Source organism: Streptomyces sp. NPDC004111 (genome assembly GCF_042874215.1).
Taxonomy (GTDB): Bacteria; Actinomycetota; Actinomycetes; order Streptomycetales; family Streptomycetaceae; genus Streptomyces.
Genome location: NZ_JBIAMU010000001.1, coordinates 518,493 through 532,254, shown reverse-complemented (window position 1 = coordinate 532,254; position 13,762 = coordinate 518,493). Strand labels below are relative to the sequence as shown.

The following is a 13,762-nucleotide window of genomic DNA, read 5'->3' as shown; positions in this document are numbered from 1 at the left end:
CATGGAAACGATACGCAACTGGGCGCCCCCGACGGCCGTCGCGGTCCTCCTCCTGGTGTGGCCGGTACCGGCGCTGGTCCAGGGAGCCCAGAGCGCTTCCCGCGCCGGCCTCGCACTGACCCTCGCCGTCGCGGTCGGGACCACCGTCGCCCTGGCGTTCCGGCGGCGGCTGCCGCTCGCGGCGCTGGCCGGAGTGGCCGCCGGCCAGGGACTCGCGGCCCTGGCCCAAGCCCCGGACGCGGTCCAGCTGTTCGTCGGCGTGGCCGGCCCGATGGCCGTGTACTCGGTCGCCGCCCGCACCACCCTGCCGCTGACGCTCCGCGCGGCCGGCCTCCTCCTCTGCTGCCAGGGCGCGGTCGTCGTGGCCGTCGAGGGCGTGAGCCCCGAGGCCGGCGTCGGCCTGGCCGCCGAGGCCGCGGTGCACCTCGGCGCCGTCGGGCTCGGCCGGGGCCGCGCCCACCGGCTGGCCGCACGGGCCGGGGCCGCCGCCCGGCTGGCCCGCGCCCGCGCCGAGGGCCGGGGCGCGGGGGAGAGCGAACGGCGCAGGCTGGCACGGGAGTTGCACGACGTCAGCGCACACCACCTCACCTCCGTGGTCGTCACCGCCGAGGCCGCCCGGCACCTGTCCGCCAGCCGCCCCGAACTCGCCGCCGAAGCACTCGACTTCGCCGCCCGCACCGGCCGCGAGACCCTGGTCACCGTGCAGCGCCTGGTCACCTCCCTGGGAACCGCCGAGGACGGCGAGGACGTCCCGCCGCACACCCGGATCGAGGAACTCGCCGTCGGCTTCGTCCGCCTGGGGCAGCGCGTGGAGGTCACCTGCGACGAGGGCACCGACGCGGCCGGACCCCGGGTGACGGAGGCGCTGTTCGGCATCGCCCGCGAAGCCCTTACCAACACGCTGCGGTACGCCCCCGGCGCCGTCGTCCGCGTCGCCCTGCGGGACCTCGGCGACGGCTGGCTGGCGCTCACCGTCGACGACGACGGGGGCCACCGTACGGAACCGGAGGCAGGCAGCCCGGCCGCCGCCGGCCGGGGACTCGGCTCGGGACGGGGCACGACCGGCATGCGCGAGCGCGCCGAGGCCGTCGGCGGAACCCTCACCACCGGCCCGGCCGCGGGCACGTCCCCCGGCTGGTCGGTACGCGCGGAACTGCCCGCCCACCCCGGCCGGCCCGCACGTCCCCCGGCCGCGCGGGGCCGGGTACTGGACTGGCGCCTCGCCTCGCACGCCCTGCTGCCGGCCGTCGGCATCCTCCCCGCGGTGTTCCTGTTCACCGAGGAACGCGGCACGGCCACCCAGTTGCTGCTGGGCGCGCTGCTGGTCGTACAGCTGCTGCCGCTGCTGTGGCGGCGGACGGCGCCCTGGCCCGTGCTGGCCGCGCTGCTCGCGGTCACCTGGCTGTGGCCGTGGGCGCCCGGCGCCGCCGCGGACCCCTGGCCGGCCCTGACCGCGGGAGCGTGCGCGCTGATGGGCGGGGTGTACGCGGTCGCCGCGTACGGCCGTGATCCGTGGGCGACCTGGGCGTCGGTGCCGCTGTCCGTACTCGTGCTGGCGGGCATGGTCACGGTCACTGCGGCGCGGGACGGCAGGATCGACGGGGACCCGGTCGGAGCGCTCGCCGTGGGGGTCACGGTGTTCGCGCTGGCGGTGATGCTGACGCCGCTGCTCGGCGGCGCGTGGCTGGTGGGTTTCCTCGTACGGTCCCGGCGCGGCCGGGTCGTCCGCAGGGAGGAGGGCGAACTGGGCGCGGCCGTCCAGGAAGCCCTTGACACGGCGCACCGGGAACGCCTGCGGATCGCCGCCGGACTGCGTGCCGCGGTGCTGGACCGGACGGGCGAGGTGATCCGTACCGCCGAGGAAGGACGCCTGGACGAGGTGACGACAGCGGCACGCGAGGCACTGGCGGCGATGCGCGAACTCCTGGGCAGCCTGCGCGACGGCACCCCGTCGGACGCCCCGCTGACCCCGGCCACGGGCGGCGCGAGCGGTCCGGCGCCGGCCAACCCGCCCGAGCCCGCACCAGGCACCCCGCCGGCGTCGCCCCGCTCGGACGTCTCGGTGGGGGCTCGATAAAGTAGCGATCCATGTCCACGCCCACCGCCGCCGCCCCCGCCCGGGTCCTCGTCGTCGACGATCAGGCCGTGGTTCGTGCGGGGTTCGCGGCCATCGTCGACGCGGAGCCGGACTTCGTGGTGGTCGGGGAGGCGGGCGACGGTGCCGAGGCCGTCGCGCTGGCCGGGCGGCTGGAACCGGACATCGTCCTGATGGACATCCGCATGCCCGACATGGACGGCCTGACGGCCACCGGTCTGCTGACCGGCCCGGCCTCGGGGCACGTCCCCAAGGTGCTCGTGCTGACCACCTTCGACCTCGACGCGTACGTCTACGAGGCCCTGCGCGCCGGGGCCTCCGGCTTCCTCCTCAAGGACGCCCAGCCCGCCGAACTCCTCACGGCGCTCCGGGTGGTGGTCACCGGCGAGGCCATGCTGGCCCCCGCGATCACCCGCCGGCTCATCGACAGGTTCACCGCCGCCGCCCCCGAGCCACCGGCCGGCCACACGGCCCTCGACGCCCTCACGCCCCGCGAGCGCGAGGTCCTCTCCCTGGTCGCGACCGGCCTGACCAACGCCGAGATCGCAGGCCGGCTCGGTGTCGCCACGGGCACCGTGAAGACCCACATCAACGCGCTCCTGAACAAGCTGGGCCTCCGTGACCGGGTGCAGGCGACGATCCTCGCGTACGACACCGGGCTGGTCCGGCCGAAACCGCCGCTCGGCTGACGGACGCGCGGCCCGCCTCTATCGCAGGGTGCAGAAGCGGATCCCCCCTCGGAGCGACGCGTTCCGCCACCTCTGTCGGCGAGGCTGGTGCCCAGGACCAGCACAGCAGGAAGAGGAGGCGCCGCATGGAAGCGGAAGCGATCAAGCCGCCGGACTGGAACGTCGTGGGCATCCTGGGGGCCGCCCGCGGTGCGAAGGCCGACGCCGGGGCAGCCATCGGCACCGAGCACCTCCTCGCCGGCATCACCACCGCCAGGGGACCGGCCCGCGAGGCGCTCATGGAGGAAGGGGCGACCAAGACCGTCCTGCTGACGGTGCTGCGGGACAGGCAGGACCGCCGGCAGGACGGGGCCGACGGGGCCGACGGGGCGGACGGGGCGGACGGGGCGGACGCGCGAGGCGCGTGGAGTGGCGACGACGACCGTGCGGGAAGCGTCCTCTCGAAGGACGTACTGGGCGAGGACGGCGACGCACGCACCCGCTTCACCGGCGCCGCAGCCACCGCGCTGCGCGCCGCGTCGGAGCACGCACGGCGCGAAGGAGCGGCGAAGCTCGGCGCCGAACAACTCCTGCGCGCACTGCTGGAGGAGGACAACCGCGCCGTGGAACTGCTCGGCGCCTGCGGCATCTCCCCGCAGTCCGTCCGCGCCCGCCTCGACGGTGGCCCCGGGAGCACGCCGGACGACGGCATCGGCCCGCTGCTGCGGCCCACCCGGGACGTCCTCCTCGGCCGCGGCCACTACCGCCGGATGCCGTTCTGGATGCGCTGGGCCACCAAGCTCAGCGGCATCAACTGGGCCTCACTGCCCACTAGTTGGATCGGCCAGGAGACGTACGAGCAGGCCCGCCGCCTCGGTGACCGCACGGTCGGCACCGAACACGTCCTGCTCGCGGTCCTGGCCACCCACGAGGTCGCGCTCCGCTACCCGCACCTCTCGGGGGAGAGCGCCCCCGGCCAGGAATCCCGGTACGCGGGCGGCGAGCGGCTGGCTCGCCTCGGCCTCGACCACGCCTCGGTCCACCGCGCGCTGACCGCCACCGAACGCGTCCGCCTGACGGCCGACCCCCACCCCGTCGAGAAGTACGTCGGCGAGACCGCGAGCCAGAACCTGGCAAGCGCGGCCGACCCGGGCACCGGCCCGATGGTCGAGTCCCTGCTGGCCGACGGGACCCGCGCCCGCCAACTGGTCGACGCCCTGACCCGCACCGTCGGCAACTGACCGGTCAGGCGGGCGGCAGCAGGTCGCTCTCGCTGACGGTGTACGTCAGGTGCGGGTAGACGAAGTCCGTCTCGTGGTTCTCGCGGCGCCGGAGCCGGTAGAACTCGCGCTGCTGCTCCTCGTCGGCGGCCCCCAGGCGCGCCCCCTCGGGGAGGTACGGGTGCCCGTCGCGAAACCGGACGAAGGTCTTCGCCGTACGGAACGTCACGCCCAGCCACGGGTTGTCCGCCGCACGGGCGGGTGCGTCCAGCACGATCCTGTGCTTGAGCCGCCGGTTCGAGGCGACGGAGAACGCGACGACACCGTGGTGGACCAACGGAACCTCGAACGTCTCGCCGTCGCCCTCCTTCGATGCGAAGACCAGCTTTCGCTGGGGGGCCGCCGCCGGGTTCTCGTAGCAGGAGAAGACGGCGACGAACGACTCGTCGGCCAGGTCCAGGGCCTGGTCGGAGTGGCTGCCCATGGTCCGGTACGCGTTCGTGTAGCGCTCGAAGAGCGCGTTGTTGAAGCCGACCGGAAGCGCGGCCCGTTCCTGGACCTGCCGTGCCAGCCGCTCGTGCACCGCCCGGAAGCGCTGCGCCGGGTCGGCGTACCGCGTGGTCGTACGGACGAGGGGCACACCGCCCGCCCCGTCGACCCGGGTCAGCGTGGCGCCGAGCCTGCCCTTGCCCACGTCCTCCCAGCGCACCGAAACGGCCAGCTCCGCGAACAGGTTCGCCCCGGTGGGCAGGGCGCACGAGACGATCTCGGCCGAGATCCTAGATCCGGGGGGCAACGTAGTCTCCCGTGTTCATGCTGAAGCGGAACCGGTCGCCGTAGTCGATGAAGGACGAGGTCCGGTTCTCCTCGGCGTACAGCCTGCGCAGCTCGCCCATGCCCGCCTCGGTGGGCGGCTCCAGCTCCACCGGTCCGCCATCCGTTTCGAGGAAGGTGCGGCCGTCCTGGTGCACGGCCTCGGTGCGCGAGCACCGCACCACGTATCCCAGCCGGGTCGGGAGCAGTCCGGCCTCCAGCCCCGAGGGCCGGATCTCGTGCGTGTAGAGGCGGTTGGTGGACAGCGGGACGAAGAGCACGGAGCCCGGGTGGAGGGTCACGGTGAACTGCTGCGGGAGCGCCGCCCCGTCGGGTTCCGCGCCCGGGTCCTTGAGCCGGAAGCGCAGGGCGGTCAGTCCACTGGCCCGCTTCACGCCGCGGTCGAAGGGGTCGTCGGCCATCGGCCGCAGCTTGTCGAGCCCGTCGTAGAAGGTGCAGAAGGCCATGATGCCGTTGACCGGCATGTCCTTCGTCTTGTCGGCGTGGGCGGAGATCCTGGCCTTGGACTGCTTGCGCTCCGCCGTGGCAGGGGCGTTGTGGTAGGTCTGGGCGAGCACGTGATTCAGCGGCGCGTGGTTCCGGAAGACGGTGGCCGCCTCGCGGTTCAGGGCCTCGACGATGTGCGTGTCGGTCGGGCGGAAGTTCTCCGTGGGGCCCGAGAGGTTCGTGGAGCACCGCAGCAGGTGGAATCGCAGCGCGTCGCCGTCCCGCGTGACGGGTGTCAGGTAGATCCCGCTGCGGTGCGCCGTTCCCGGCTTGGTCGACTCCGTCAGGGACTGGAACGCGTGCTCCGCACGGATGCGCCCGAAGTGGTCGGTGCCGGGGTCGAAGAAGCGGCGGTAGTACACGCCCGCGCCGTGCACGCGCAGCGGAACCCGGCCGAGGCCCACGACCGCTCCCGGTACGCCCGTGTCCTCGCGGTGTCCGTGCGACAGCTCCCGGACGACGAACACCCGTTCCGCCGTGCGCAGATGGCCGCCGTCGAGCCCCGACACGTCGCCGCACAGGTAGACGGTCCTCCCCGTGAGGTCGGTCGCACCGGACGCGAGGTCCTCCGGCGTGATCCGCGATCCGAAGAAGTCCCTGACCGAGTCGTCGTCCCACAACTCCGCGGGCGCGACCAGGACGTTGCCCGTCTCCTGGAGGCGGGCTTCCTCCCGCTCTGTCGTCCTCGTCAACTTCATCAACCGCTCCCGCCATTCGCCGAACGTGGTGGACAACTCCGCAGCGCGGACGGCTGCGCACGGACCCCGCGGCTCAGGAGAGCCGCAGGTCGATCCAGGGAATCGTGTCCCCCGGCAGCAGGTACCGCTCGATCTCCTCGAAGCCGTGCTTCAGCGCGAAGCGCAGCCCGTCCTCGTTCGAGGACAGCACGACGGTCTCGATCACCTCGGCCCCCAGCTCCCGCGCGTGATGGAGCCCCCGCGTGTAGAGCTGCTCGCCGAACCCCCGGCCGCGGTGCGTGTCGAGGATCCGGGCGATCACGGTGGCCGTACGGGATTCGTCCGTCGGCGGGCGCACCGTACTGCAGCCCACGAGCCGGTCGCCGAGACGGGCCACCTCCAGGTGGTTGCGTCCGGCCCGTTCCCGTACCTCGTCCAGGGAGAGGGGGTGGGTGGGGATGATCGTGTTGTGGACGTACTGCCATTCCGCGAGCGCGGTATCGCCGTCCGGCTGCTGCATACGAAGGTCCGACATGGCAGCAGGAGACCGGAGGAGCGTGCGCACGTCAACTCGATTGCGTACCGGTCAGTGCAGGCGAGTGCCGACAAGTGCCGATGAGCACCGATGAGTTTCGGGCCGTCCGCGAGTCATCACGAGGAGGCCCATGGACGGGGCGACACGCAAGTGTGCGAAGGAGACGCAGTGGCACAGCTGATCTACGCGATGTTCACCTCGCTCGACGGCTACGCGAAGGCGGCGGAGGGCGACCTCGGCACCGGGGCCGAGGACCAGGAGGTGCACACCTTCGTCAACGACCTGTTCCGCCCGGTCGGCACGTACCTCTACGGCCGGCGCATGTACGAGACGATGGTCTACTGGGAGACCGCGCACACCGAACCCGGGCAGCCGCCGCACATCGTGCAGTACGCGCGGGACTGGCAGGCCGCGGAGAAGGTCGTGTACTCCACGACGCTCGACTCCGTCTCCAGCGCGCGGACCAGGATCGAGCGGAGCTTCGACCCGGACGCGGTGCGCAAGCTCAAGGCCGAGGCGGAGCACGACCTCACCGTCGACGGCCCGCACCTCGCGGCCCAGGCGATCAGGGCCGGCCTGGTGGACGAGTACCACCTGTTCATCACCACGAGCGTGGTCGGCGGCGGCACGCGGTTCTTCCCCGACGGCGTACGCCTCGATCTCGAACTGGTCGAGGAACGGGTCTTCGGCAGCGGGCTGATCCACGCGCGCTACCGGAACCGCTGAGCCCCGCACGGCTCGACCGTACGGGGCTCGGCGGCGGGCCCGCACGGGGCCGGCCCGGTCCTACGCGCTGGCGAGCGTCAGCTTCACCGCGAAGCCCAGGAACAGCACCCCGGCGCCCGTCGTCGCGCCCGCCGAGAGCCGCTTGCGGCGGCGGAAGGCGGCGGCGAGCCGGGTTCCGCTGAATATCAGCGCCGTGAGGTAGAGGCAGCTCGCGAACTGGGCGAGCGCCCCGAGCAGGACGAAGGACAGCGCGGGGTAGGCGTAGGCCGGGTCCACGAACTGCACGAAGAAGGAGATGAAGAAGAGGATCGCCTTCGGGTTGAGCAGGCTGATCACGAGGGCGCGCCGGTACGGGTTCTCCATCGTGGCCGGGGCGTCCGCCTGCGGGGCCGCCGCGTCGGCCTTCTCGTGCCGGCTGCGCCACATCGACCAGGCGGCCCGCATCATGCCGATCGCGAGCCAGGTGAGATACCCGGCACCCGCGTACTTCACGATGCCGAAGAGCAGCGCGTTCGCCTGGAGCAGCGAGGCGACACCGGCGGCGGAGAGCACCATCAGCACGGTGTCGCCGCACCAGACACCCGCCGCGGCCGTATACCCGGCACGGACGCCGCGACGGGCCGCGACGGAGAGCACGTACAGCGAATTCGGTCCTGGCAGCAGCACTATCAGGACGAGACCTATGAGGTAGGTCGGAAGATCTGTTACACCCAGCATGGGTGGAGTGTCACACGCGTGCGCCCTTCCCCGCGCCACCTTTCCGCATGCCGGAACGGGGCGCACGCAGAGGGCCGTACGGGATGGGGCGGGGACCGGTCCCGATCGCCGAGCTGGCCCGCGAGCTGCGGCTGTGGACGGTGATCGCGTCGGTGCACCGCCTGAGCGGCCCGAACCGTCCGCACAACAGCCTCTACGTCGTCTCCGACCGGGGCGCCGTCGTCACGCGCTACGACGAGCGGCTCCTGTCGAGGACGAAGGTCTCGTACATGTACGCGCCGGGCGTCTCCCAGGCCCAGGGGCACGCCGCGGTCAACGGCTACTGGGTCAGCCTCTCCGTGCCCCCGCGGCACAGCACACCTTCCGGGATCGCCGCCCCGGACGGCCACTGGGCCGCGCAGTGCCCCGCGGACGGTTCGACCTCGGTGGCCGTCGTGAACCTCGACGACGGTTCCGAGGCCGCCGCCGACGCCGTGGCCCACGGGCGTCCCTGGCGTCGTGAGGCGCGTTCGGGCATCTACACCGAGCACCGGGTGACCGACCCGCGCAGTGAGGACCGGACGGCGGCCTTCTAGGGCGGGAACGGGACCCGAGGGGTTCGCGCGCACGGGATCGCTCCCGGCGCCGCGGACGCCTCGGGTCCGGTCCGGCCCCCGCCCGGGTCAGCCGGCGGGGGTGGTGAAGCCCGAGGTGCCGAGGCCCGTGTCGGGTGTGGTGAGGGAGTCCGTGAGGTAGGCGTCGAGGTCGGGGGCCGGCGGGGCGAGCATGTGGCGGACCCAGGCGTTGCGTTCGTGGAGGAGGGGCGGGAGTTCCCAGACGCAGCCGAAGAGGTTCAGGCCGTTGTCCGAGGGCTGTTTCAGGCGGACGAAGTGGGTCGGGTCGGTGTCCGGGCAGCCCAGCACCGGCTGGCCCGCCGCCGCGCCGTCGAAGTGCAGGGCGTTGTCCCACGCCCAGCTGTACGCGTTGATGTACGCGCCGGTGTCGCCGCCCTTGTGGAGCACGACGAAGGTGGCGGGCGGCGTCCCGTCCGGGGGCGGCAGCAGGTCTGGCAGGATCGCGTACGCCGCCTTCTCGACGTCGGCCGGGATCCCCGCCGGGTCGGGGCTCACGTGGTAGCGCTTGATGCGGCGTCCGCCGGACTCGACGGGCGGCAGGACCCACAGGTGCTTCTCCTGGAATGGCATGGGTGGACGGTAGGGCCGCTTCACTGACACCGTGTGTCAGTGAAGTCCAGCCGCCTCCTGTCGATCCTGCTCCTGCTCCAGACCGGGGGCCGGATGACGGCCGCCCGGCTCGCCGACGAGCTGGAGGTGTCGGTGCGCACCGTCTACCGGGACATCGAGTCGCTGCACGCGGCGGGCGTGCCGCTGTACGCGGACCCCGGGCACGGCGGCGGCTACCGGCTCCTGGACGGCTACCGCACCCGGCTCACCGGCCTCAACAGCCCCGAAGCGGAAGCCCTGTTCCTCTCCGGGGTGCCCGGCCCGGCAACCGCGCTCGGCCTCGGCCCCGAGCTGGCCGCCGCCCGGCGCAAGCTCCGTGCCGCGCTCCCGCCGGAGCTGCGCGACCAGGCGGACCGGATGAGTTCCCGCTTCCACCTGGACGCCCCCGGCTGGTACGCGCCGGCCGACGAGGTCCCCCACCTCCCCGAGGTCGCGGACGCGGTGTGGCAGAGCCGTACGGTCGACGTGCTCTACCGCAGGTGGAAGGAGCCGACCGAGGTGGAGCGCAGCCTCGAACCGTACGGGCTGGTACTGAAGGCGGGGCGCTGGTACGTGGTCGCGCGGGCGGCCGGGAGCGGGACGCCCGAGCCGCGTACGTACCGGGTCGACCAGATCCTCCGGATCGCGGACGGGGGCGCGGAGTTCGCCGTACCGGACGGCTTCGACCTGGCCGCGCACTGGCAGGAGTCCCAGGCCGGCTTCCACGCCAGACTGCACCGGGGGGAGGCCGTCGTCCGGCTGGCCCCCGGCGCCGCGGCCCGGCTGACCGGTGCGCAGGCCCGCGCGCTGGCGGCCACCGGGGTGCCCGAGCCCGACGGCTGGACGCGCGCGGTCCTGCCCGTCGAGTCCCTCGACCACGCGCACGGCTTCTTCCTTGCCCTGGGGACGGACGTGGAGGTCCTGGCCCCGGCGGAGCTGCGCGCCCGGCTGGCGGCGACGGTACGGGAACTGGCGGGCAGATACGGAGCGGCCGACGGCTGACGGCCCTCGGCGCGAAGACCACTGCGGCGCGACCGCCGCGCCCGCGCGAAGACCACCCCGGCGCGACGGCCACGCCCGCGCGAAGGCCACCCCGGCGCGACGGCCGCGCCCGCGTTCCCCGGGCACCGCCCCGGCGACGGCCCGGCCGCCCCTCCCGGGTGCGGGGGAGGGTCGGCCGGGCCCGGGGTGGGAGCAGGGCAGCCCCCCCCGGGGACGGGGTCAGGGGAGCCGGTAGTCCGCGTTCAGCACCGCTCCCTTCTGCGGGTGCGTCTCGTCGTAGCCGCGGGCGTCGCACTGGAGGCCGCCCACGACGCAGTGGTCGACCAGCGCCTTCAGCGTCCGCTCCTCCCACGCGTTGAAGAAGTCGTAGTGGAAGGAGTACCCGCGTCCGCTGGCCAGGCGGACCTGGCTCATGTCGCCGTTGACCGGCCAGGCCATCTTGAACTCGATCATCGGCAGCGCCACCGGGTGGGACGCCGGGCACATGTTGTCGTTGGTGCCCGGCTTGACGACCGGGTAGGCCATGTGGCTCCTGTGGTCGGGCGTGTCGAGGTACTTGCCGTCCCAGCAGCTCGGCGCCTGCATCCGCAGGTTGAGCTGCACGTCGGGCCGGCTCGGACAGCTCGCCGGGATGTCGGTGTTGAAGAAGCTGTCACCGCACTCCCAGCCCTCGACGAACCCCTTGTGGGCGCGGAACTCCCCGGCGGTCTGCATCGGGTCGCCGACGACGAACCGCAGCCCCTTCGGGAAGGGCCGCACGCTGGTGTAGTCGGTCACCCCGGACTTGTAGTAGATGACCTGCGGCCCTACCGGGAGGACCTTCTGGTCGCCCTTGAACAGCGAGGGCATCCAGTACGCGGAGGCGTCGGCCGGTGCCTTGCAGGCCGTGGCCCCGCCGTAGAGGGAGCCCGTGGTGCTGTGCGCGTTCGTCGAGCGGTTGCCCATGAACGTGTGGTCATGCGACTTGCCGGGCTGGCCCGGGTAGACGATCGGGTCGTCGGGGGCGGTGTGCGTGGCGGAGCAGTTGGCCTGGAACTCGTGGAAGTACGCGGGCGGCGGCGTTCTGTCGGACGGCGTCACGCCGGTGACCTGCGGGACGGCCGGGATGTAGCCGTCCCCGTCCGGATCGTCGCCGGACGCCCGGGTGGACGCCGCCATGACGTGCCCCGCGTGGACGGATCCGGACGCGGCCGGTGCCTTCCCGGACTCCGGCGCGGCCGTGGCGACCGTACCGACGCTCAGCGCGCCGACCAGTAACGCCGTACTGACGAGCAGTGCCGGCAGGCCGCGCGACCTGACTCTCTTGCTCACTCGCATGGGGTCTCCCATGTCGAAGGGGTGGATGGACGTGCGTGCGGCAGCGCCGCACCCCGGGTCCCGCACGGCGGCGGGGCCCGGTGGTCAGCTGTAGATCCCGAACTCGTGCAGCGAGTAGCCCCAACCGGTACCGCGCTGCGTCAGGTTGAGCCGGACGTGGCGGGCGGTCTCGTCGAGGGCGACGGTGTCGATGTCACCGTTGCCGGTGGTGGTGGCGTGGACCGTGCGCCAGGTGTTCCCGTCGTTGGACACCTGCACCTCGTACGCCTTGGCGTACGCCGGGTCCCAGACGAGCTGGATCGTGCGGATCGCCGTCGGCGCGCCGAGGTCGGTGCGGATCCACTGCGGGTCGGACCAGTCGCTCGCCCACCGCGTCTCCTGCTTGCCGTCGACGGCGAGTGCCGGAGCGCACGGGCAGTCCCCGTAGGAACCCTGGAAGGAGGAGGCGGTGGTCGGCTTGTTCAGCGCCACGTTGGTGCCGGTCACCGGCGGGGCGACGACCTTCACGGACTTCGTCTCGATGCCCGCGTTGCCGTGCCCGTCCTCCGCCTGCACGTACACCTTCCACACCCCGAGCTTCTCGGGCGCGGTGACGGCGAAGGTGCCGTTGCCGGTGGCCCGCCACCGGGCCTCGACCAGTCGCTTGTCACCACTGGCGTAGTTGCCGCTCAGGTAGATCTTGTACGTGACCGGATCGCCGTCGGGGTCGCGGACGCCGGCCCGTACGGTGAACTCCCCTCCGGCGGGGGCCGAACCCGCCGGTGTGACGGCCATGTCGCTGATGACGGGCGGTGTGTTGTCCCCGGCCGTGCCGCCCGCGTACGCCTTCTTCACCGCGTAGTACGACAGCCGCTTCAGCCCGTCCGGGAGCAGGTTGAACCACACGCCGCCGAAGTCGTGCTCGGTGCCGTAGTGGAACAGCGTCGCGCCGAGCGCCACGCCCGTGTGCCCGGTGACGCAGTTCCAGGCCTGGGTGTAGCCCTCCGCCTTCCGTACGTCGGTGGGCTCGTCCGGGACGCCGTTGGCGTCGTCGGGCACCTCCCACTCGCCGGCCGGGCCCGCCTCGGTGATCAGGTACGGCTTGGTGTAGCCGCCGTCGATCCAGTCCTGGCGCACCTTGCAGAGGTTCCCGTAGGAGTTCATCGAGTACAGGTCGAGGTCGGGGGCGTTGCGCTTGTAGTACGGCCAGGCGCCGGTCCAGGCGTCGGTGGAGGTCACCGGGTGGTCCGGGTCGATGGAGTGGATCTTCTTGGCGACGTCGTTGACGAAGGTGGTGTACGCGTCGCGCTGCGCCTCCAGCTCGGTACCGCTGTAACAGTTCTGGAGGCCGAGCACCGACTCGTTGCCGACGTTCCACATCAAGGTCGCCGGGTGGCTCTTGTACGCGTCGACCCACTTGGCGAACTCGGTGAGCATGTTCGCCTTGTACGCGGTGTCCGTGACGTAGTTGACGCAGCCGCCGCTGCCGGGGCCGCCGCCGGGCTGGAGCCAGAAGCCGTTGACGACGCGCAGCCCCTGGGCCGCCGCGCTGTCGAGGAGCGGTTTCGTGGAGCCGTCGGTGCCCCAGGTACGGATCGTGTTGACGCCCATCGACTTCACGTCGGGCAGGTACTTCGGGGCGTCCGCGACGGACGGACCCCAGGTCAGACCCTTGACGGTGTACGGCTGGCCGCCGACCGTCAGCTGCCAGGCGCCCTGCGAACCGGTGACCTTCACGGCGCCGCCCTGCGGCGGGTTGGTCGTGCCGCCGTCGCCGCCGTAGACCTGGAACTCCCAGAGCGAGTAGCCGTAGCCGCCGGCGCGGGCGACGCCCTGCATCCGTACGTACCGCCCCGAGCCGGTGACCGCGAGGTCGTCGGTGCCGCCGTCGCCACCGGTGACGGCCTTCAGGGTGCGCCAGTTGGTCCCGTCGTCGGAGGCCTGGATGTCGTACGACTTTCCGAACGCGGCCTCCCAGCTCAGCACGACCCGGCTGAGGCCGCGGGTGGAGCCCAGGTCGACCTGGAGCCATTCGGTGTCGGACCGCGCGCTGGACCAGCGGGTGCCGGTGAGATCGCCGTCGACGGCGGCCGGCGCGGCGAAGCCGTCGCCCTCCTGGGAGGAGGCGGTGGCGGGACGGCCCTGGGAGAGCAGCGTGTCGGCCGCGCCCGCGTCCGGCGCGGCGGCGAGCGTCAGACAGGACGCGACGAGCGTGCCGAGGGCGATCAGCGCGACCGGGCCACGGGCGCGGGGCGGGGAGAGGACGGGGTGCGGGTGGGGACGGACGGGTGGTGTGTGGGACAT

At 72.8% G+C, this 13,762-nt stretch carries 13 protein-coding genes; 6 read left to right on the top strand and 7 right to left on the bottom strand.

Annotation, left to right across the window (positions count from 1 at the left end; all coding sequences use genetic code 11):
* The first annotated feature begins 1 nt into the window (after position 1).
* The 3 genes from ACFYVL_RS02355 (at position 2) to ACFYVL_RS02345 (ending at position 4,004) form a co-directional block, all read left to right on the top strand.
* Positions 2–2,077 (top strand): histidine kinase, encoded by a 2,076-nt coding sequence (locus ACFYVL_RS02355; RefSeq protein WP_389240874.1) that lies wholly within the window; start codon positions 2–4, stop codon positions 2,075–2,077.
* Between the two features lie 11 nt (positions 2,078–2,088).
* Complete coding sequence (locus ACFYVL_RS02350) at positions 2,089–2,784, top strand: response regulator (protein ID WP_389240873.1); 696 nt, start codon at positions 2,089–2,091, stop codon at positions 2,782–2,784.
* A 125-nt stretch (positions 2,785–2,909) separates the two neighbouring features.
* Positions 2,910–4,004: a Clp protease N-terminal domain-containing protein gene (locus tag ACFYVL_RS02345; RefSeq protein ID WP_389240872.1), complete on the top strand. Its 1,095-nt coding sequence runs from the start codon at positions 2,910–2,912 to the stop codon at positions 4,002–4,004.
* A gap of 4 nt (positions 4,005–4,008) precedes the next feature.
* On the opposite strand, the gene ACFYVL_RS02340 is transcribed toward ACFYVL_RS02345, so the two are convergent.
* From ACFYVL_RS02340 to ACFYVL_RS02330, 3 genes are all read right to left on the bottom strand, one after another.
* Complete coding sequence (locus ACFYVL_RS02340; RefSeq protein ID WP_389240871.1) at positions 4,009–4,779, bottom strand: hypothetical protein; 771 nt, start codon at positions 4,777–4,779, stop codon at positions 4,009–4,011.
* Positions 4,763–6,001 carry a hypothetical protein gene (locus ACFYVL_RS02335; RefSeq protein WP_389240870.1) on the bottom strand — a complete coding sequence of 413 codons (1,239 nt, stop codon included), beginning with the start codon at positions 5,999–6,001 and terminating at the stop codon, positions 4,763–4,765. The genes ACFYVL_RS02340 and ACFYVL_RS02335 overlap by 17 nt, the downstream gene beginning before the upstream one ends.
* Before the next feature lie 73 nt (positions 6,002–6,074).
* Positions 6,075–6,515: a GNAT family N-acetyltransferase gene (locus ACFYVL_RS02330; protein WP_389240869.1), complete on the bottom strand. Its 441-nt coding sequence runs from the start codon at positions 6,513–6,515 to the stop codon at positions 6,075–6,077.
* Between the two features lie 168 nt (positions 6,516–6,683).
* Here ACFYVL_RS02330 and ACFYVL_RS02325 point away from each other — a divergent pair, with 168 nt between their 5' ends.
* A complete protein-coding gene (locus ACFYVL_RS02325; RefSeq protein ID WP_389240868.1) occupies positions 6,684–7,241 on the top strand; it encodes a dihydrofolate reductase family protein in 558 nt (185 codons plus the stop codon).
* A 60-nt stretch (positions 7,242–7,301) separates the two neighbouring features.
* On the opposite strand, the gene leuE is transcribed toward ACFYVL_RS02325, so the two are convergent.
* The gene (leuE, locus tag ACFYVL_RS02320; protein ID WP_389240867.1) at positions 7,302–7,958 is read right to left on the bottom strand and encodes a leucine efflux protein LeuE; all 657 of its coding nucleotides are present in this window, start codon (positions 7,956–7,958) and stop codon (positions 7,302–7,304) included.
* An 83-nt stretch (positions 7,959–8,041) separates the two neighbouring features.
* On the opposite strand from leuE, the gene ACFYVL_RS02315 reads away from it, so the two are divergent.
* On the top strand, positions 8,042–8,533 hold the full coding sequence (locus tag ACFYVL_RS02315) for a hypothetical protein (RefSeq protein WP_389240866.1): 492 nt from the start codon (positions 8,042–8,044) through the stop codon (positions 8,531–8,533).
* Between the two features lie 87 nt (positions 8,534–8,620).
* On the opposite strand, the gene ACFYVL_RS02310 is transcribed toward ACFYVL_RS02315, so the two are convergent.
* Complete coding sequence (locus ACFYVL_RS02310; protein ID WP_389240865.1) at positions 8,621–9,142, bottom strand: hypothetical protein; 522 nt, start codon at positions 9,140–9,142, stop codon at positions 8,621–8,623.
* A 39-nt stretch (positions 9,143–9,181) separates the two neighbouring features.
* Between ACFYVL_RS02310 and ACFYVL_RS02305 the strand changes: the two genes are divergently transcribed.
* Positions 9,182–10,162: a helix-turn-helix transcriptional regulator gene (locus ACFYVL_RS02305; RefSeq protein ID WP_389240863.1), complete on the top strand. Its 981-nt coding sequence runs from the start codon at positions 9,182–9,184 to the stop codon at positions 10,160–10,162.
* Between the two features lie 219 nt (positions 10,163–10,381).
* Here ACFYVL_RS02305 and ACFYVL_RS02300 read toward each other — a convergent pair whose 3' ends face one another.
* Both ACFYVL_RS02300 and ACFYVL_RS02295 read right to left on the bottom strand, forming a co-directional pair.
* Positions 10,382–11,479, bottom strand: a complete 1,098-nt coding sequence (locus tag ACFYVL_RS02300) for a DUF1996 domain-containing protein (protein ID WP_389240861.1) — start codon at positions 11,477–11,479, stop codon at positions 10,382–10,384.
* Positions 11,480–11,563: 84 nt separating this feature from the next.
* Positions 11,564–13,762 carry a discoidin domain-containing protein gene (locus tag ACFYVL_RS02295; RefSeq protein ID WP_389240858.1) on the bottom strand — a complete coding sequence of 733 codons (2,199 nt, stop codon included), beginning with the start codon at positions 13,760–13,762 and terminating at the stop codon, positions 11,564–11,566.

Excerpts from the sequence above, each read along its gene's own strand:
- ACFYVL_RS02355 (WP_389240874.1), top strand. The coding sequence starts at position 2 with ATGGAAACGATACGCAACTGGGCGCCCCCGACGGCCGTCGCGGTCCTC.
- ACFYVL_RS02350 (WP_389240873.1), top strand. The coding sequence starts at position 2,089 with ATGTCCACGCCCACCGCCGCCGCCCCCGCCCGGGTCCTCGTCGTCGAC.
- ACFYVL_RS02345 (WP_389240872.1), top strand. The coding sequence starts at position 2,910 with ATGGAAGCGGAAGCGATCAAGCCGCCGGACTGGAACGTCGTGGGCATC.
- ACFYVL_RS02335 (WP_389240870.1), bottom strand. The coding sequence starts at position 6,001 with ATGAAGTTGACGAGGACGACAGAGCGGGAGGAAGCCCGCCTCCAGGAG.
- ACFYVL_RS02330 (WP_389240869.1), bottom strand. The coding sequence starts at position 6,515 with ATGTCGGACCTTCGTATGCAGCAGCCGGACGGCGATACCGCGCTCGCG.
- leuE (WP_389240867.1), bottom strand. The coding sequence starts at position 7,958 with ATGCTGGGTGTAACAGATCTTCCGACCTACCTCATAGGTCTCGTCCTG.
- ACFYVL_RS02315 (WP_389240866.1), top strand. The coding sequence starts at position 8,042 with ATGGGGCGGGGACCGGTCCCGATCGCCGAGCTGGCCCGCGAGCTGCGG.
- ACFYVL_RS02310 (WP_389240865.1), bottom strand. The coding sequence starts at position 9,142 with ATGCCATTCCAGGAGAAGCACCTGTGGGTCCTGCCGCCCGTCGAGTCC.
- ACFYVL_RS02300 (WP_389240861.1), bottom strand. The coding sequence starts at position 11,479 with ATGCGAGTGAGCAAGAGAGTCAGGTCGCGCGGCCTGCCGGCACTGCTC.
- ACFYVL_RS02295 (WP_389240858.1), bottom strand. The coding sequence starts at position 13,762 with ATGTCCCACACACCACCCGTCCGTCCCCACCCGCACCCCGTCCTCTCC.